The 18,203-nt window shown below is 68.1% G+C and carries 18 protein-coding genes; 11 read left to right on the forward strand and 7 right to left on the reverse strand.

Features of this window, described 5'->3' with window-relative positions:
* The first annotated feature begins 32 nt into the window (after positions 1–32).
* Together ACIA8C_RS06905 and ACIA8C_RS06910 are read left to right on the forward strand one after the other, a co-directional pair.
* Positions 33–728 carry an SDR family oxidoreductase gene (locus ACIA8C_RS06905; protein ID WP_397131706.1) on the forward strand — a complete coding sequence of 232 codons (696 nt, stop codon included), beginning with the start codon at positions 33–35 and terminating at the stop codon, positions 726–728.
* Positions 725–1,759 (forward strand): S-adenosylmethionine:tRNA ribosyltransferase-isomerase, encoded by a 1,035-nt coding sequence (locus tag ACIA8C_RS06910; RefSeq protein WP_397131708.1) that lies wholly within the window; start codon positions 725–727, stop codon positions 1,757–1,759. The genes ACIA8C_RS06905 and ACIA8C_RS06910 overlap by 4 nt, the downstream gene beginning before the upstream one ends.
* A 21-nt stretch (positions 1,760–1,780) precedes the next feature.
* Here the strand turns inward: ACIA8C_RS06910 and ACIA8C_RS06915 are convergent, their stop codons facing one another.
* Positions 1,781–2,128 (reverse strand): hypothetical protein, encoded by a 348-nt coding sequence (locus ACIA8C_RS06915; protein WP_397131710.1) that lies wholly within the window; start codon positions 2,126–2,128, stop codon positions 1,781–1,783.
* Between the two features lie 221 nt (positions 2,129–2,349).
* Between ACIA8C_RS06915 and ACIA8C_RS06920 the strand changes: the two genes are divergently transcribed.
* Genes ACIA8C_RS06920 through ACIA8C_RS06930 form a run of 3 tightly spaced genes read left to right on the forward strand, consistent with a single transcriptional unit; the run spans position 2,350 to position 4,571 of the window.
* Complete coding sequence (locus ACIA8C_RS06920) at positions 2,350–3,594, forward strand: ATP/GTP-binding protein (protein ID WP_397131712.1); 1,245 nt, start codon at positions 2,350–2,352, stop codon at positions 3,592–3,594.
* Positions 3,595–3,643: 49 nt separating this feature from the next.
* Complete coding sequence (locus tag ACIA8C_RS06925; protein WP_397131714.1) at positions 3,644–3,991, forward strand: hypothetical protein; 348 nt, start codon at positions 3,644–3,646, stop codon at positions 3,989–3,991.
* A gap of 52 nt (positions 3,992–4,043) precedes the next feature.
* Positions 4,044–4,571 carry a GNAT family N-acetyltransferase gene (locus ACIA8C_RS06930; protein WP_397131716.1) on the forward strand — a complete coding sequence of 176 codons (528 nt, stop codon included), beginning with the start codon at positions 4,044–4,046 and terminating at the stop codon, positions 4,569–4,571.
* A gap of 208 nt (positions 4,572–4,779) precedes the next feature.
* Here ACIA8C_RS06930 and ACIA8C_RS06935 read toward each other — a convergent pair whose 3' ends face one another.
* Entirely contained in the window at positions 4,780–5,430 is a 651-nt protein-coding gene (locus ACIA8C_RS06935) for an amino acid-binding protein (protein WP_014987212.1), read from the reverse strand.
* 1,019 nt (positions 5,431–6,449) lie between these two features.
* Between ACIA8C_RS06935 and gatC the strand changes: the two genes are divergently transcribed.
* Together gatC and gatA are read left to right on the forward strand one after the other, a co-directional pair.
* On the forward strand, positions 6,450–6,749 hold the full coding sequence (gatC, locus tag ACIA8C_RS06940) for an Asp-tRNA(Asn)/Glu-tRNA(Gln) amidotransferase subunit GatC (RefSeq protein ID WP_194834604.1): 300 nt from the start codon (positions 6,450–6,452) through the stop codon (positions 6,747–6,749).
* A complete protein-coding gene (gene gatA, locus ACIA8C_RS06945) occupies positions 6,746–8,218 on the forward strand; it encodes an Asp-tRNA(Asn)/Glu-tRNA(Gln) amidotransferase subunit GatA (protein WP_397131718.1) in 1,473 nt (490 codons plus the stop codon). Before gatC ends, gatA begins: the two co-directional genes overlap by 4 nt.
* A 388-nt stretch (positions 8,219–8,606) precedes the next feature.
* Here the strand turns inward: gatA and ACIA8C_RS06950 are convergent, their stop codons facing one another.
* Entirely contained in the window at positions 8,607–9,452 is an 846-nt protein-coding gene (locus ACIA8C_RS06950) for an SDR family NAD(P)-dependent oxidoreductase (RefSeq protein ID WP_397131720.1), read from the reverse strand.
* Between the two features lie 110 nt (positions 9,453–9,562).
* Between ACIA8C_RS06950 and ACIA8C_RS06955 the strand changes: the two genes are divergently transcribed.
* Positions 9,563–10,150, forward strand: a complete 588-nt coding sequence (locus ACIA8C_RS06955; protein ID WP_397131722.1) for a TetR/AcrR family transcriptional regulator — start codon at positions 9,563–9,565, stop codon at positions 10,148–10,150.
* Positions 10,151–10,266: 116 nt separating this feature from the next.
* Here ACIA8C_RS06955 and ACIA8C_RS06960 read toward each other — a convergent pair whose 3' ends face one another.
* The 3 genes from ACIA8C_RS06960 to ACIA8C_RS06970 all read right to left on the reverse strand — a co-directional run bounded on the left by ACIA8C_RS06960 (position 10,267) and on the right by ACIA8C_RS06970 (position 13,101).
* Complete coding sequence (locus tag ACIA8C_RS06960) at positions 10,267–10,710, reverse strand: SRPBCC family protein (protein WP_397131724.1); 444 nt, start codon at positions 10,708–10,710, stop codon at positions 10,267–10,269.
* Between the two features lie 145 nt (positions 10,711–10,855).
* Positions 10,856–12,310 carry an alpha/beta-hydrolase family protein gene (locus ACIA8C_RS06965; protein WP_397131726.1) on the reverse strand — a complete coding sequence of 485 codons (1,455 nt, stop codon included), beginning with the start codon at positions 12,308–12,310 and terminating at the stop codon, positions 10,856–10,858.
* Positions 12,307–13,101, reverse strand: a complete 795-nt coding sequence (locus tag ACIA8C_RS06970; RefSeq protein ID WP_397131728.1) for a hypothetical protein — start codon at positions 13,099–13,101, stop codon at positions 12,307–12,309. The genes ACIA8C_RS06965 and ACIA8C_RS06970 overlap by 4 nt, the downstream gene beginning before the upstream one ends.
* A gap of 167 nt (positions 13,102–13,268) precedes the next feature.
* Here ACIA8C_RS06970 and ACIA8C_RS06975 point away from each other — a divergent pair, with 167 nt between their 5' ends.
* Positions 13,269–14,477 (forward strand): sensor histidine kinase, encoded by a 1,209-nt coding sequence (locus ACIA8C_RS06975; protein WP_397131730.1) that lies wholly within the window; start codon positions 13,269–13,271, stop codon positions 14,475–14,477.
* Between the two features lie 42 nt (positions 14,478–14,519).
* Positions 14,520–15,185, forward strand: coding sequence for a response regulator (locus ACIA8C_RS06980; protein WP_396992064.1), 666 nt, complete (start codon positions 14,520–14,522; stop codon positions 15,183–15,185).
* A gap of 12 nt (positions 15,186–15,197) precedes the next feature.
* Here ACIA8C_RS06980 and ACIA8C_RS06985 read toward each other — a convergent pair whose 3' ends face one another.
* Positions 15,198–16,100, reverse strand: a complete 903-nt coding sequence (locus tag ACIA8C_RS06985; protein ID WP_397131732.1) for a hypothetical protein — start codon at positions 16,098–16,100, stop codon at positions 15,198–15,200.
* A 272-nt stretch (positions 16,101–16,372) separates the two neighbouring features.
* Here ACIA8C_RS06985 and ACIA8C_RS06990 point away from each other — a divergent pair, with 272 nt between their 5' ends.
* Positions 16,373–18,193 carry a protein kinase gene (locus tag ACIA8C_RS06990; protein ID WP_397131734.1) on the forward strand — a complete coding sequence of 607 codons (1,821 nt, stop codon included), beginning with the start codon at positions 16,373–16,375 and terminating at the stop codon, positions 18,191–18,193.
* The last annotated feature ends 10 nt before the right edge of the window (positions 18,194–18,203 follow it).

An 18,203-nucleotide genomic window follows, 5' to 3' on the forward strand; every position in this document is an offset into this window, starting at 1 on the left:
ATGGAGCGGTAGGCAACTACCAGGAGGTTCTCATGGCTCGTCCCACCGCACTGATCACCGGCGCGTCCGCCGGATTCGGGCTGGCGCTCAGTCGCGCACTCGTGCAACGCGGCTGGCGGGTAATCGGCACCGCCCGGCGGGCCGAGCGGTTGGCGCGGGTATCCGAGGAACTCGGTGCCGCGTTCATCGCGATTCCCGGCGACGTGACCGACCCGGCGCATCGGACGCTGCTGGCCGAAACGGCAAGCAGCGCAGGGCAACTCGCGCTGGTCGTGAACAATGCGAGCAGGCTCGGGCCGAGCCCGCTGGCCCGGCTCGCCGACTACCCGCTCGACGAACTCGACCTGGTCTATCGGACGAATGTCCTCGGCCCGCTCGCGGTGCTGCAGTTCGCGCTGCCGCTGCTGGCGCCGGGCGGCAGCGTGGTGAACATCAGCTCCGACGCCGCGATCGAGCCGTATCCCGAATGGGGTGGCTACGGTTCATCGAAGGCGGCGCTCGATCAGCTCACCGCGATACTGGGCGCGGAGCATCCCGAGCTGTCCATCTACGCCTTCGATCCCGGCGACATGCGGACCGAGATGCACCAGGCGGCCTTCCCCGGCGACGACATATCCGACCGGCCGGAACCGGACACGGTGGTGCCCGCGCTGTTGCGACTATTGGACGAGAAACCCAAGAACGCGCGTTATGCCGCAGCCGATTTCGCGGTGGGCCGCGCCTCATGACGATCACGCTGGCGCAGCGCTCGTTCGTCCTGCCGCCCGAACGCAATGCCGTCGCCCCGCCGGAGGCGCGCGGGTTGGCCCGCGACGAGGTCCGCTTGCTGGTGGCCGGCGATCACCTCACGCACGCGCGGTTCCGGGAACTGCCGCAGCATCTGCGCCCGGGAGACCTTGTGGTGGTGAACAATTCGGCCACTCTCGCCGCCGCGGTCGACGGCAGAATGGGCGGCAAGCCGATCGCCGTGCACTTCGCGACTTGGCTGGACGACGGCGGCTGGGTGGTGGAGGTTCGCACCACCGCGCGCACTCCTTATCCCGGGGAAGAGCTTTCGGCGGGAATGGTCATTCAGCTACCGGAGGGTGCGCGAGCCACGCTCCGCGCGCCCTGGCTGGCCGGCGCGCGTCGCCTGTGGGTCGTCGACGTCAGCACTGACCCACGGTGCCTGCTGGAGGTTTACGGCTACCCGATCACCTATTCCTATGTGCCGCAACGATGGTCCATCTCGTACTACGCAACGGTCTTCGGTCGGATTCCGGGAAGTGCGGAAATGCCCAGCGCGGCAAGGCCGTTCACCGAACGTCTGGTACTCGATCTGATCGCCGCCGGTGTCGGGATCGCACCGATCACCCTGCATACCGGGGTGTCGTCGCCGGAGGCGGGTGAACCGCCGAGCCCGGAACGCTTCGTCGTCTCGGATTCGACCGCCCGCACGGTGAACGACGCGAAGGCCGCGGGCGGTCGCATCATCGCGGTCGGCACCACGGTGACCCGTGCCCTGGAGACCGCGGCCGATCCGTCGGGCCGGGTGCGCGCGGCGCGCGGCTGGACCGAGCTGGTCCTCGGTGACGATCGCCCGGCCCACGTGGTGGACGGGCTGATCACCGGCTGGCACGCGCCTGGCGCCTCGCACCTGGATCTGCTGGTCGCGGTGGCCGGCGAGGACACCGTGCACGCGGCCTACTCGGCGGCGTTGGACACGGGGTATCTCTGGCACGAATTCGGCGACAGTGCCTTGTTACTGCGCGGGCGGTAAGGGCCGGAGCAGGTGCGGTGGTCAGTTGGGGGTGACGGAGACGGTGGCGCTCTGCTGGCCCCCGATGATGAATCGCCCGCAGGTGCCATTGCTCAGCTCGAGCCGCGTCGGGACCGGCTGCTTCTTGGAGTTCAGATAGACGGCCTCCGCGACGACATCGGCCCCCGTCATCGAGCACACTTTCGAGATCGTCTCCGCGCTGTAGCTCGCGCTCCCAGTCTGACAGCGGGGCTCGGCGTTGGAGAAGAAGATTCGAGCGGAGCCGTCCGCGCACGTCTCGGCGACGGCCTGTGGCGCGACGACCACAATCGACCCCAAGCCGATGGCGGCGGCGACGGAGCTTCGGAATACCAGACGACGAACCGTCATACCTATCGTTACCCATCAGTGTCGAACGTTTCCAGCAATAACGGCACACGAACAAGTCGTGGCGTCCAGCATGCTAACCCGTAACCAGCGTCGTTGTCGGGGGATCGGTGCGCTCCTACTTCCAATGCGGCCACTATGTGCATTGGCTATGAATCCTTTTCGGGCTTGTGCGGGTAAGCCCTGCTGTCGCGGCGTGGCGGCGGGGACGAAAGGATGTCGGGATGCTGCGCAGTTTTCAAGTGACGAATCACAGATCGCTGGCCGAGGGGCAGGAATTGCGGTTGACCAAGGGCGGTGGACCGGTGGCGGTGCCGGTAACCGCCATCCACGGCGCCGCCGCGGCCGGCAAGACGAACCTGATCGATGCGCTCGCGCAGATGCGCGACGCGGTGCTGCACTCGGTGACCGGCTGGGATCCCTACGCCGGACCGGCGCGTTCGCCGCATCTCGGATTCCCGGACCGCCCTTCGGAATTCGTCGCCGGATTCGTCGCCGAGGGGGTGCCGTACACCTACGGCTTCCGCCTCGACAACGCCGACGTGACGGCCGAATGGCTGTACACCCAGCCGCGCTCGCGCAAGCGAATCGTGTTCGAGCGCAACGGTGACCAGATCAAGATCGGGCCGATGTTCGAGGCGGCACGCTACGGGATCGCCGCGCTGGTGCCGCTTGTGCGCCCGAATGCGTTGCTGCTCAGCCTCGCCGGGCAGATGTACGCCGACGCGCTGGTGCCCGCCTACCGCTGGTTCGAGTCGATGCTGGAGGTGCAGCTCGGCGCGGCCGACCCGGCCGCCATCGCGCACCGGCTCGGCGGTCACATCTCCCGGTCGCCGGAGAACGCGGCGCGCCTGCTCATGCTGTTGCGCACCGCCGAACTCGGCATCACCGATCTGCTCATCGCGGAGAACGATCCGATGTACGCGGACTACCTGCGCGAATTGGACGCCGACATCGCCGCGCTCGGCAAACAGATCGAACTGTGCGCCACCTCGCCCGGCTTCGCCGACCGGCTGCTGCAGGAAAACGGCTTCACCCCGGTGCTGCTGGAGCGCGAGCTGACCAACCTGAAGGCCGCCAGGGACGCGTTGTACGCGCGGATGGTTGCCCGGCGCGGGGTGGGTCTCGGCCTGGTGCACGACGGCATCGCCAATCCGTTCGACATCACCGACGAATCCGCCGCGACCCAGTCGCTGCTGCGGGTGCTGCCGACCATGCTCGACGCCCTGGACTCGGGCCGGGTGCTCGCCATCGACGACATCGGCGCGCGGCTGCCCGCCGAGGAAACCGATCGGCTGATCCAGCTTTTCCAGAATCCGGAAACCAATTCCCATGGCGCTCAACTGATCTACACCACGAACAACCGCGCGCTGATCGATCGCGGCAACGGGCGCTCCGCGCGCACCCGCAGCGCGGTCTGGCAGGTCCGCCGCACCGAACACGGCACCAGCGAGCTCGCCACGGTGTAGCGACCGGCGGATGTGCGAGGTTGCCCGCCGGGCGCAATAGCATGGGCAAATGCTGCAGTTCGGAATGCTGTTGATCATGATCATCGCCCTGGCCGGGGTGGTCGCGGTCTATCTGCGCGGTCGCGGCGGCTTTCGGCCCGCGGCCGGGGAGACCGGCACGCTCTACGTCACCGGCGTGAGCCCGCGGCCGGACGATCTGGCTGGTGAGCAGTTCGTGACCATCACCGGCAACGTGACCGGTCCGACGGTGCAGGGGACCGTCGTTTACGGCCGCTTCGCGTGGGACGTCAACGCGTGGCCGTCGATCGGCGATCTCATCACCGTCGCCTACCCAGCGGGCAAACCGGAGCGCTGGCAGATCGTGCATCCCGGCGCCAGCCCTGGTCTCGGATCCTGACGAAGGCATGTGTGACGTAGACCGTGCTACGTCGAATGGCACCATGCCAGGTATGGATGCGAAGGCAGGTATCGGTGTCGAGAACGCGGGTTTGGTGATCCGAACGGCCCGGCCGGACGAGTACCCGGCGATCGGTGAACTCACGGTCGAGGTCTACGTCGGCGACGGTTTCGTTCGCGCGGACACCCCGTACGCGGCCGAGCTGGCCGATACCGCGCATCGCGGCGCGTCCGCCCAACTCCTGGTGGCCACGCATGCCGACCGGATCGTCGGATCGCTCACCGTCGCCCGCCCCGGCACTCCATACGCGGAGATCGCGCGTCCCGGCGAACTGGAGTTCCGCATGCTCGCCGTGTCGAAGTCGGCGCGCGGGCTCGGCGCGGGAACCGCGTTGGTACGCACCGTGATCGACATCGCCAAGGCGGAAGGCTTCCAAGCCATAGCCCTCACCACCATGCCCGCCATGACCGATGCCCGCCGCATCTACGACCGCTTCGGTTTCGTCCCCACCCCCGACCGCGACTGGCACACCCCCGCGGGCGAACTCCTCACCGTCCTCCGCCTGAACCTGGCGAGCTGACGCCCAACGGGACATGATGGCGCCGTCACTCGCACTTTCGCGCCACTATGTCCCGTTCGCCGGGGGTGTCACCGGGTGGGACATGAGGGCGTGGCTACTCGTACTTTTCCGCCATCGTGTCCCGTTCGCTGCGCAAGGACCACGGGGGAGACGTGAGGGGCGTCGCTTTCTGCCCTTTGCCTTGTCGGCGGGCTTTAGCGGTGAATGGTCAGCCGAGGACGGTGGCGACTATGCCTGCGAGGTAGCCGAGGCGGGCCACTTCCGACGGGCGGAAGTCGGGGCCGCCGGGGCGGCCGAGTAGCAGCACCTTGCCGGTGTTGCCCAGGGGTGCGGCGGCCAGTTTGGTGTCCATGTCGCGCCAGATCTCGGGGACCCACTCGGATTCGGGATCGAGGATGGCGGGCTTTTCCAGCGGCATCCACGGGGCCGAACCCGCTTGTGTCTCCGGCGCACTCGGGCTGCCCACCACGCGGTAGGCGCCCTGCGGACCCATGTCGATGATGGTGCTCCAGCCGACGCGCAACACCCGGGGCACGCCGTCGACGAGCACCTGCAGCCGGTCGTCCTTGGCGCTGGCCACCTGGTCGATGAGTTCGAGTTCGCGATGGGTGTCCAGCACGCCGGAGTACGGGCGGATGGAGTCGACGCGCACATCGCCGATCGATTCGGCGGCGGTGATCAGGGTGTCGGGCAGCGCGCCCTGCGGCACCTCGACAACCAGGTCGTCGACGGCGAAACCGGCGCCGCGCTCCACCACGTCCAACGAGAGAATGTCGGCGCCGACGGAGCCGAGTGCGAGCGCGAGGGCACCGAGGCTTCCCGGTCGATCCGGAAGTTGCACGCGGAGCAGATACGACACGTGCGTTCCTTTCCTAGGGCGGCCGAGGCTCTGAACGGATACCCGGGTCACGCAATACTTACACCCCCGCGCCCCGGTAAACGACTCGAAGTACGGCCAGTGATGTACGCCACGCGGCGATTTCGTGACAATACGGCGTGTCGAGCTAGTTGGGAAACCGTGTCGTCGAACCGGATCGACCGAATCATCGCCGTGCGCGGCCCAGCAAGCCTACCGCCGGGTCCGGACATGAGCGTCCGGTGTCGCACTGTTGTGGCTAGGCTGCGCCCGATATGCGATGTTCGGGCGATTAGCCGTATTCCTTTGTGTCCCTAGGTCGCGATCGCGCCGGGGCCGAGACATTGCGGCAGGTGGCGGTGGCAAGGCTGCCGCGATCGGATACGTCCGATCCGTCGGCGAGGTCGTATTCCCTTGCGCCCGTACGACGCGACCGTGCATGGCTTAGGTTGCGCCAGATCGCGAGGTGTGCGTTTGCGGGGTGCCGCGTCGGAGGGTGCCTGCCGAATCGTGGGCACATCCAACCCGCCACGGTGATGCCGTTGCGACGGGTGCTGGACGCGCAGACCTCCTTGTTCTCCGCAGACCTAGTCACTGGGTGTCAGGGATGTGCCATCAGTTGAGACCTAGTCGCATGCGATTAGGTGTGCGGTGCGTCAGGAGGTGTCGCGGCGGGTGACGGGGCAGCCGTGTCGCGCGGTTAAGCGGCCAGGCGGCGCACGATTAGATGCGCGAGGCCACCGCAGATGCCACAACCTCGGGCGGCCATGTGATGCGATCATTTGGGGCCGAGCCACGGTTGTCGCCAGGCGGCGCCGATCGTGTCCTCGAAGGGCCGGTATCCGTTTGCGGCCGTGCGGCGGGATCGTGCGGGTCGAGGCATGGGCGGCCGGTGTGGTGTCGGCGGCGGTGGCTAGGCTGTACCGGTTGGATATGGCATGTCCGCTCGGGTGGGCCGTATCCTCTTGCGTCCCTGCGACGCGATCCCCACTGTTGACACCGAAGCCGAAAGGGGTCCCGCGGTGCCCGCCATCTCCCGTGACGAGGTAGCACATCTCGCCCGGCTGTCCCGGCTCGCGCTGTCCGAAGCCGAACTGGATCAGTTCGCCGGTCAGCTGGATTCGATCCTGAGCCACGTGCGGACCATTTCCGAGGTCGCCGCCGCCGATGTCCCGGCCACCGCGTCGCCGAACCCGACGACGAACGTGACCCGGCCCGACGTGGTCGTGCCCTGCCTGACCCCGGAGGAAGCGCTGTCCGGCGCCCCGGCGGCCGAGGAGCAGAAGTTCGTGGTTCCGCAGATCCTGGGAGAGGCCGAATGACCGACCTGACTACCTTGTCTGCTGCCGAGCTTGCCGACAAGATCCACGGCGGTGAGGTGTCCTCGGTCGAGGTCACCCAGGCACATCTGGATCGGATCGGCGCGGTCGACGGCGAGTACCACGCGTTCCTGCACGTGGCGGGGGAGCAGGCGCTCGAAGCGGCCGCCGCGGTCGATTCGGCGATCGGCTCCGGTGCCGCGCCCGCGTCGCCGCTGGCCGGAGTTCCGTTGGCGCTCAAGGACGTATTCACCACCACCGACATGCCGACCACCTGCGGATCGAAGATCCTCGAGGGGTGGGTGTCGCCCTACGACGCGACGCTGACCACCCGGTTGCGCGCGGCGGGCATCCCGATCCTCGGCAAGACCAACATGGACGAGTTCGCGATGGGTTCGTCCACCGAGAACTCCGCGTACGGCCCCACCCGTAACCCGTGGGACACCACCCGCATCCCCGGCGGCTCCGGCGGTGGTTCCGCGGCCGCGCTGGCCTCGAACCAGGCACCGCTGGCCATCGGCACCGACACCGGCGGGTCGATCCGTCAGCCCGCCGCGGTGACCGCGACCGTCGGCACCAAGCCGACCTACGGGACGGTGTCGCGCTACGGCCTGGTCGCGTGCGCGTCCTCGCTGGACCAGGGCGGCCCGTGCGGGCGGACGGTGCTCGACACCGCGCTGCTGCACGAGGTGATCGCCGGGTACGACCCGCGCGACTCCACCTCGCGCAACGTGCCGGTAGCACCGGTCGTCGCCGCGGCCCGCGAAGGCGCCAAGGGCGACCTGAGCGGCGTGAAAGTCGGTGTGGTGAAGGAACTTCACTCCGATAGCTACCAGCCGGGTGTGCTCGAATCCTTCGATGCCGCCGTCGCGGTGCTGAAGGAACTCGGCGCCGAGGTGATCGAAGTGTCTTGTCCGCACTTCGAATACGCGCTGTCGGCCTACTACCTGGTGATGCCGTCCGAGGTGTCGTCCAACCTGGCCCGCTTCGACGCGATGCGCTACGGCCTGCGCGTCAGCGACGACGGGTCGCACAGTGCCGAGCAGGTCATGGCGGCCACCCGTGCCGCCGGATTCGGCCCGGAAGTCAAGCGCCGCATCATGATCGGCACCTACGCGCTGTCGGCCGGGTACTACGACGCGTACTACGGCCAGGCCCTGAAGGTCCGCACGCTGATCGCGCGCGACTTCGACAAGGCCTACGAGCAGGTCGACGTGCTCGTCTCGCCGACCAGCCCGTTCACCCCGTGGAAGCTGGGCGAAAAGGTCGACGATCCGCTGGCCATGTACCTGTCCGACCTGTGCACCCTGCCCACCAACCTGGCCGGTCACCCCGCCATGTCGGTCCCGTCGGGGCTGAGCAAGGACGACGGCCTCCCGGTCGGCTTCCAGATCATGGCACCCGCCCTCGCCGACGACCGGCTGTACCGCGTGGGTGCGGCGTACGAAGCGGCCCGCGGCCCCATCGCCTGACGGGTAGGCGAACTTCGCACACCTGCTCGAGACTTCGCACACCAGCCAGCTGACGCGTGTGTGAAGTCCGAGCGGGGTGCGTGAAGTCCCTAGTTGAGCTGGGCGACTGCGAGTCGCGGGATACCCGATTCGCAAATTGCTGCGGACTTCGCACCCCGGACAGCTGGCTGTCCGGGGTGCGAAGCCTTGTATTCGAGCCCGCGATCTGACGGTTGAGCATCGCCCCGACCGAGCGCTCCGACCGATTGGCGGGATAGCGCAACGTCGCAGACTTCCTCGAGACTTCGCACAGCCTTCCATCAGTTGAGTGCGGTGTGTGAAGTGCTAGGTAGTCTGCGAAGTCGGTGGCTGAAGTTGCCGGGCATTTGTCTGCCGTAGACCTCAATGGTCAGGCGGGCCAGGTGAATTCGGGGTCCTTCAAATAGTCCAGGCGGCGCTGGTCCAATGCCATCGATACCATCTGGTGCGCGCCGGGGCCGATGATTTTGCGGACCGGCGGATCGGCCTCGTTCACCAAAGCGATGAGTCCGGCCGCGCCGACCTCCGGTGCGGCCTCCTTCCATTCGGACTCGTAGTCGGTCGCGGGCGGCGGCGCGCTCGGGTCCGGATAGTCGGGCATGCCGAGGATTCCGGTGCGCACCTGTTCGTAGGTGGGGAGTCCGGTACCGAACCGCATGCTCGTCTTCGCCCAGTCGGTGTCGAAACCGCCCAGCTGGGCGAGGGTGACGGCGATGCCGAACGGGCGCAGCTCGTCGGCGAGCGAAGCGCTGAACCCTTCCAGTGCCCACTTGCTCGCGTTGTACATGCCGAACAGCGGGAGGCTGCCGACCGCGCCGACGGTCGAGATCTGCACGATGTGGCCGGAGCCCTGTGCGCGCAGGTGCGGCACGGCCGCCTGGGAAACCCACAGGGCGCCATAGAAATTGGTGTCCATCTGGTCACGGATCTGCGCCTCGGTGAGTTCCTCGAGCGCGCCGACCAGGCCGTAGCCCGCGTTGTTCACGATCACATCGATCGTGCCCATCAGCGCGAAAGCCTTGTCCACGGTGGCGATCACGCCATCGCGGTCGCGAACGTCCAACGGCAGCACGGTGAGCCGGTCGTCGGTGTGGTCGGCCATGGACCGCGGGTCGCGAGCGGTCGCGACAACGCGGTCACCCTCGGCGAGCGCGGCGAGGGTGAAGGCCCGGCCTAGCCCGCGGTTGGCGCCGGTGATGAACCATGTTCTGGTCATGAGGAGATCCTTCCGTCGCGAGACGCTCCGTCTCGTTTCAGTGAGAATGCCAAGCGGATCGTTACTTGTCAATACGAGACGTATCGTCTCGTTGATGTTACGCTGATTACGTGCCCGACACCCCCAGCGTCGCCCGCCGCAGCGAACGCGCCCGCGCCGCGATTCTCGCCGCCGCCGCCGAGCTCATCCGCGAATTGCCCTACGCGAAGCTGAGTGTCGAGGCGATCGCCGCCCGCGCCGGCGTCGGCAAGCAGACCATCTACCGCTGGTGGCCGTCCAAGGGCGCGGTCGTCTTCGACGCGATGCTCGAACTCGATTCCGGCCCAGACGGTCTCGCGCTCCCCGACACCGGCGATATCGCAGCCGACCTGCGCGCCCTGCTCCGCGGCTCGATCGCCGCCCTCACCGACCCGACCTTCGAATCCTTCCTCCGCGCCATGTACATCGAGATCCAGCAGGACCCCGAAATCGGCGCCGCCTACCGCGAGCGCCTGCTGCTCCCCGAACGCGCCGCCATCGCCGACCGCCTCGCCGCAGGCATCCGATCCGGCCAACTCCGCCCCGACCTCGACCTCGAACTCGCCTCCGACCTACTCCTCGGCCCCATCCAATCCCGCTGGTCCCTTGGCCTCGGCGGCCTCACCGAGTCCTACGCCGACGCCGCCCTCACCGCCGCCCTAGCCCACCTGCGCCCCTGACCGCGCCGCGCAGCATCGAAATCCGCACTCCCTCTTGGGATTTGCACTCGGAATAGGCCCTGATCCGAGTGCGGATCCCTGGAAAGAGTGCGGATTTGTAAGCGGCGGCGCGGGGGTCAGCTGGTGTGAAGGTATTCGGCTCGTTCTTTGACGCCCGCGGTCATGGCGGCGAAGCCTCGTTGCAGGTGCTTGCCGAGTAGGGCGACTACTACGGGATGTAGCCAGCCCGCGAGTTCGAAGTGGGACTCGTAGCGGGTGCGGTTGCTGTCGAGGGGGGTGAGGGTGTGTGAGCGCAGGCTGTGCAGGGTGTTGAGCGGGACCGGCTTCATGGCGTAGCTCAGCTCGTGGCCCGGGGTGTGCGAGCGGATGAATTCGCGTTGGCGGCGGGGGCGGGCGCCGAGGTGAACCAGCATGTCGATCGGCTCGCCCGGGACCAGCGAGCTACTGCATTCGCTGACAAACGGATTCCACTCGCCGTAGCGAGGGAAGTCGGTGAGCACCTGCCAGACGAGGTCAGCGGGCGCGTCGATATCCACAGTGGCGTCGATGACAAAGGCCATGCCGCCAATTAGAACACGTTCTACGGGGCGGCGGCTGGCCCGGCCATTCGGCCTCAGCGGAGACGAGTGTTGATCTCACAGAGCGTCGATACCTCGCACAGGGAGTAAACGGCTTGTGCGAGGTATAGACGCTTTGTGGAACCGGTCAGCACGTGCCCATCGCGGTGCCCTGGTCGGTGCCGTAGCGGTGGCCGTGGCCTGCGGGGGCGTTGAGGGCGGCGAGTAGGTCGACGGTTGTTTGGACGAAGCTGAGTACCGGGAGCCACTGGGGTAGTGGCGCGTCCAGGCGGGTGCCGGTCAGGTCGGGCGCGCGCCACAGCAGGGCGGGTGACCAGTGGACCACCGGGTCCGAGCTGTTGGCCAGCACGGTCGCGCCGGCGTGATGCACCTGTCCGGCGGGTGGACCGGCCCAGAGGGCGGCGCAGGTGCGGCGGTCCTGGTCGGCGTCGTCGGCGAAGACCGAGCTGCCGCCGAGGGCGCCGAGGCTCTGGCCGTAGAGGTAGAGGTTGGGCTTGTGGTCGAGTGTGCGGATTCGATTTTCGACGGCGGTGAACAGCGCCCGTGCGGCCGTGACCGCGGCATCGCGTCCGAAGACGAAGGTCACCCAGCTCGGCGCGTACGAGTACTGCAGGCCGACGAGGGCGACGTCGCCGCCGAAGCGCTGATCGAAGCCGCGCACGGCATTGCTGTCGATCCAGCCGGAACCGGTCGGCACCAGCACCACGAGGTTGGACCGGGTGAAGGCGCCCGTGCGATCGAGCTCCCGAACGGTCAGCGCGACACGGGATTCCAGATCCGGCGCCGACTCCACCCCGACATAGACCCGGGCAGGCCCCGCACCACTGACGAACTTCCGTCCCTCGGCACCGAGCGACGACCAACTCACCGCCGACTCCGCACTACCCGAGGCGTCCGAGATCGGCTGCACCAGAGCCGGATCCAGGGCCGCGTTGGCGCTGGCATACGTCGCCTGCCGCCAGCCGACCACCATGGGCGTCGCGACGAGGTACAGGAATGCCGCTGCGGCCGCGACCAATGAAACCCCACGTGCCCACCCCAATTTGCTTAGTACCCAACCTATCCCACGGGAGATCGCCACGAACACACCGGCGATCAGCACCGCTTCGATCAGCCACCGTGGCCAGTAATCGGCCCCGATCGGAGCCGTGCTCATCGCCGCACGCAGCATGTTCTGCCAATGCCCGGCCAGCGCCGCCGCGCCGATCACCAATGCCGACATCACGATCAGCAACGGCTGCCGCACCTGAGGCAACCGCTGATTGATATCGAAACCCCAGCGCCGCAGCACGAATCGAACGATCCCCGCGATCCCCAAAGTCAGCGCAACCAGCAATCCGGTCAGCACCGCCTGCGCATCCGGCGTCCGAGGCAGCAGCCCCGGCGCCAGCGATGCCAGCGTGCCGACCCCGACCGCCAGCGTCGTCCCGATCCGCGGCCGCGAGAAGCGCTGCACCGCAGTCGATGCCGTGGCAGCCGCCCACTTCGGCCGGTGATCGTCACGCAGCGGAGTTCGCGCCCGCAGATCATCGAAGCCGAATGTCGTACCCACCCCGACAGGTCTCGATTGTGTGCTTGTCATCGCTGGACTCCCAGCGCAGCACCATTCAGCGCCCGGCCCGAACCGGCGACCGGCCGAACCCGCTTCTTGTTTCGCACTGTGAGCACCGCCCCGAGACCGGCCATGCCCGCCCCGAGCATTCCGAGCATCGTCCAGCTGGTCGCCGAATCAGCTTCGGCCGCACCGAAAACCGACTCGACGACCGGCGCGCCATAGCCCTGTCGCCGCGAATTCAGATCGACGAAGGTGAAAGCGATCGAGGCCATCGCATTGCACCGAGCCCGCGAGAACGAATCGCCCCGGCTGTCGCAGGCCTCGTGCATATGCCGTTCGAGGGTGTTGTCCAGCGCCTGCCGCGCCCACGGCCCGAGCGGCTCGCCGCGCTGCTCGGCGTAGCGGAGCAGGTCGTACCCCAGGTCGTGCGCCTTGCACGCGGTCTCGAACTCGGCGGGCAGTGTCACCGGTGACGAGCAGTCACCCCGCGGATTCACCACCAGCCCGTCGACGGTGCTCGGCCGATAGCCGAACTGGGCGGTGAAGTCGTCCGAGATGGCGGCCATCGAACCGGGACCACCCGAGGTCAGCTCGGCGACCGCCGCGCCGGCCATGCGGCTCTCGATCGGCGCGCTCGCGGCCGCGGCCTGCGGCGCGGGCGCCAGGAAGACACCCGCCGCCATGGTGGTCAACGCCACGGCGGTCAGTGCCGCGGCGCGCCGCATCGCGGAACTCATTGTGGCGGAAGAAGAAAGGGAGGCGCCTGCGGCCTGTGCGGGCCGCGCCGCCGCGGGCCCCGCGTTGGTCGGTGTGCTCATGATCTACAAGCTAGGGATCCGCCTCGCTCGCGGACCTCACGCCGGAGAGCGGTATCGGTGGCCATGCCGCCGAGGGAGCCCGGTCACGGCCTCGCACCTGGGTACGGGGTACGAAATCACCCGGGGGTATGACGTGGCAGCACGCTGGACTTTCTAGGGTCGTAGGTATGAAGCAGCAGATCCGTGCCCGGAACAAGCGAATGAGCGGGCGGATGCGGTTCGACGCCTTGACGGTGATCGTCGCCCTCATCTTCTTCGCGGTGGCGTGGCCGACGCTGCACGTCACCCATGCGGTGCCGGTCGCGGTGCAGCCGTTCATCGCGGCGCTGGCCGCGTTCCCGGTGCTGCTGGTCCGGGTCAATCCGGCGCTCGGCTGGGCGATCTCTGCGGGGTCAGGGTTGCTCATTTCGCTGGCCATCCCGCATCAGCCGAACAACGATATGCCGATCCAGGTCGTGCACGTGCTGACGCTGTTCGTCTTGCTGCTCGCGGTGGCGGTGCGGGGGACGGTGCCGATCATCGGCGTGGCATGGGCCGCGACGTCGCTGCTGCTCGGCACCACGATGGCGAGCGAGGCCGGCGGGAATTCGGTGTGGGGCTGGCCGATCGCGCTCGGCGCGGTGGTGCTGTTCGGCCTGCTGGTGCGCTGGCTGGTGCAGTCGCGCAAGCAGTTGATGCAGCAGGAAGAGGTGACCGAGGTTGAGCGGGCCCGCCGGGCGATCCTGGAGGAGAAGGCCCGTATCGCCCGCGACCTGCACGACGTGGTTGCGCATCATATGTCGCTGGTGGTGGTGCAGGCGCAGACCGCGCCCTACCGGGTGGATGGGGTAACCCCTGCCGCCCGTGCCGAATTCGAATCCATCGGCGCTACCGCCCGGGAGGCGCTCAACGAGATCCGCGGCATGCTCGGCGTGCTGCGCAGCGACGGCCAGGCCCCCGAGCACGCGCCGCAACCCAAGGCCGCCGATGTGCCGAGCCTGTTCGAGGGCGCGTTGCGCGCGGGTGTGCGGATCGCCTGGACGGTCGACGGTGTGCTGGAGACCGTCCCCGACACCGCCGGTCTCGCGCTCTACCGGATCACCCAGGAGTCGTTGTCGAACGCGTCACGGCACGCGCCGGAGGCACCGATCCAGGTGCACCTGAGCGTCGGCCCGATCGTGGACCTCGTCGTCAGCAACGGCCCCACCGCCACGGTGGCCCGTCCCGTCGGCAACGGCGGGCACGGCATCGCGGGCATGCAGGCCAGGGCAGTAGCCGTCGGCGGCGAGCTGACCGCGGGCCCGAGCGCCGACGGCGGGTTCGAGGTACACGCGCGCATTCCGCTGAGCCAGTCGGTGACACTCGACCCGGCGCTGCTCGGTCAAGCCGGTAACTGAGCCGTCTCGCTCACCGCGCCCGTGTCCGCTTAGGGTAGGGCCGTGGCAATAACCGTGTTGATCGCTGATGACCAGGCGATGGTGCGGCAGGGCTTCGGTGCCCTGCTCGCCGCCCAGACTGACATCAGCGTGGTGGGGGACGCGTCGGACGGGAAGATCGCGGTGGCCGAGGCCAAGCGACTGCGCCCCGACGTGGTCCTGATGGACGTGCGGATGCCGGAGATGAACGGACTCGACGCGGCCCGCCTGATCCTGGCCGCCGGGTTCGACCCGCCGGTGCGGGTGCTCATGCTCACCACGTTCGACATCGACGATTACGTGTACGAGGCGCTGAGCATCGGCGCGAGCGGGTTCCTGCTCAAGGACGCGCCCGCCGAAGAGCTGGTGCGCGCGGTCCGGGTGGTCGCCGACGGCCAGGCCCTGCTGGCCCCGACCGTCACCCGGCGCCTCATCGCCGACGTCACCCGCCGCCGCTCGGCCACCCGCGCGAAACCCGCACCCGCGCTGGCCTCGCTGACGCCGCGCGAGCGCGAGGTGCTGGAGCTGATCGCGAAGGGCATGTCCAACACCGAGATCGCGGAATCGCTGTTCGTCGCCGAGCAGACCGTGAAAACGCATGTCTCCAAGGTCTTTTCGAAGCTGAACCTGCGTGATCGCGCGCAGGCGGTGGTGCTGGCCTACGAATCGGGTCTGGTCACGCCGGGCTGACGCCCGAGCACGTCACTGCGCGCAGGTGCCGCCGCGCAGCTCGGATAGGTGCCTGCCGAGTAGCACGGCCATCCGGCTCAGGATGGCCGTGGCGTCGTCGTAGGTGCCCGAATCGGCCTGTGCCGCAAGGGCGACGGCGACCATGCCGGATTGCGTCGGCACCACACCGAATTGGCGGACCGTGTAGATGCCGGTGTCGTCGTCCGGCCCCCAGCCGCCTTTGAACGCGGAGCCCGCCAAAGTGCCGAGCCCCCAGGACTGATCGGGGGTGATCTCCGACATCAGCTCGGTCACCTTGAACGTCTGCGGCAGGCACGGCAGCCGGGAAGCGAACCGCACCTGGTTCGCCAGCGTCCACTCGGTCTGCCCGAATGCCGTGTAGTCCAACTTGGTTCGTGGCCCGGCCACGCTGGTGGTGGTGTCGGCGCCCTCGTCGATCACTTCCTGCACCGCCTGGGCGGCGGCCTCTCCGTCACCGAGCGATTGCCAGAGTTCCTCTGCCGCATCGTTGTCCGAGACCGTGATCGCGGCCTCGGCGTCCTCGAAGATGCTGGTGTCCGAGTCGTGCCGCAGTGCCGCGATGGCCAGCGGGACCTTGATGGTCGACCAGGCGATGCCGCTGGTCCAGTCGCCGAAGATGGTCATCCGGCCGCCGCCGACCGGCATGATCGCCAGGCCGACCTCGCCGCCGAGGGTGGGCTGCAGCTGGGTGAAGTCGGCGGCCAGCGAGTCGGGGATGGACACCGAGAGTCCGGGCCGGAACGATCCGGCGGTGTCGACGACGACGGCGGGCCGGTCGGCCTGGTGCCGGTTGCCGGGGAGCAGCGCGCACGAGGTCAGGCCGAGCACCGCGACCAGGGCCGTGGCGCGCAGCACACCGCGCAACCCAACACCGGTACCCGTCGACTTCACCACGCGTCCTCCCCACCACCCATCACTGCGTGTCATCGCTGTCAGTCGGCGGTGCAAAATTTAGCTCATCGGTCCGACCCGGTCGGTAACCGGGCGTAAGGCCATTATGAACGCGCCGTACTTCGTTGACGTGACCATGATGTCTCCTGAACAGTTTCACCGATTTTCCCCGAGAATTCGAAACCGCGTGGCCACGGGGTTACCGGCTATGCTCCAAGCTCTGTATGACGCGCTCGGACGTGACATCCGGGGGCCGCGGTTCGATTGAAGGGATTGTGTTGCTGACCAGCGGTGCGGTTTTCGCCGGATTCACCATCGAGAGGCTGCTCGGACAGGGTGGCATGGGATCGGTGTACCTGGCTCGCCATCCCAGGTTGCCCCGGCAAACCGCGCTCAAGCTGCTCAACCGTGAGCTGTTCACCGATACCGAGGTGCGGGCGCGGTTCGAGCGCGAGGCCGATCTGGCCGCGCAACTCGATCATCCGAACATCGTCGCGGTGTACGACCGCGGCACCGAGGACGACCAGCTGTGGATCTCCATGCAGTACGTGGACGGCGTCGACGCGGCAACGGTGACCCCCCGCAACCTGCCGCCGGAGCGCGCGGTGCAGATCATCGAAGGCGTTGCCGGGGCACTGGATTACGCGCACGGCATGGGCGTGCTGCACCGTGACGTGAAGCCGGCCAACATCATGCTGGCCAGGTCCAGTGGCGGGCACAAGGAGCGAGTGTTCCTCACCGACTTCGGAATCGCCAGGCTGCGTGAGGATTCCACGCACCTGACGCAGACCGGGATGTTCACGGCGACGCTGGCCTATGCCTCGCCGGAGCAGATGACCGGCGCGCATCTTGATCACCGCTCCGACCAGTACTCGCTGGCGTGCGCGCTGTTCTGGCTGCTGACCGGCATCGCGCCGTTCGACTCGCCGGCCCCGGCCGACATCATCCGTGGCCACCTGCAGTGGCCGCCGCCGTCCGCGGCCGCGCGGCGGGCGGGCCTGCCGCCCGCGCTCGACACGGTGCTCGCGGTGGCGATGGCCAAACGCCCCGACCAGCGGTTCGCGTCCTGCCTCGACTTCGCCGCCGCCGCACGGCACGCGCTCACGGCGCCTGCCACGCCGTACACCCCGCCGCCGGCCCCGACGGTGCTCGCCCAGCCGCCGAGCCAAGGCCAGTACCCGCCGAACTACGCCACGTCGGCGCCCAGCTACGCGGCACCGCCGCAGTACGCGTCGAACCCGGTTGCCGGGCAGCAGTTCCCGTCCGCCGGTTATTCCGCGCCAGCACCGAACTCCGTTGCCGGACCGTCATTTACCCCGGCCAACCAGGCCAGCGGTGGTTACTCGCCGCCTAACCCCGTTGCCGGGCAATCTTTCTCGCCACCGCCGATGGGTTATGGCCCGGCGAACCCCGGCCCGGCCTACCCGCCGCCCGCGCGCCGTTCGAACACGGGCCTGATCGTGGCACTCGTGCTGATCGTCGTGGTCGTGCTGGCCGGCGCCGGAATCGCGATAGCGAAACTGGGAAAGTCGGATCCGACGTCGCCACTGGACTTCGGCAAGACACCCGGGGCTGGCACGCCCGCGGATCCGGCGGCCGTCGCCAAGGCCTTCCCGAAGATCCTCCCGCAGGGCGTCGACACCCAGTTCGGGATCGGCAGCGGCAAGGGCTATCACGACAAAACCTGCTTCCTGGACACCGCCAAGGCGGGCGACAAAATATCCAGCGACGCCGACGCCCCCGACTTCCCGAACTGGCAGTCCGGCTGGAACTGCTGGGGCGTACCGATCAACGAGCCCGACTTCATCGCGGTCGCCTTCAAGACGCCCGAGGACGCCAAAGCGGCGGTGCGCGACCTGCCGTCGAACACCAAGGCGACCGAACGCAACGGCGGCAAGTCCTACCCGACGTACCGGTGGCAGAAGTCGGCGAGCGGGTTCCCGGACGGTTTCCTGGTCGTGAGCTTCGACTCCGATCCGGCGCGGTCGAGCTATCTGTTCTTCGCCAAGGTGACGCTCACCGACAGCCAACCGGACTCCGGATTCGGCCTGACCCAGCAGAAGTTCAAGGCCTGGTTCGCCGACCTGCCTTTGTAGCCAACAGAAT

The organism is Nocardia sp. NPDC051321 (genome assembly GCF_044455225.1).
In the GTDB taxonomy this organism is placed as follows: Bacteria; Actinomycetota; Actinomycetes; order Mycobacteriales; family Mycobacteriaceae; genus Nocardia.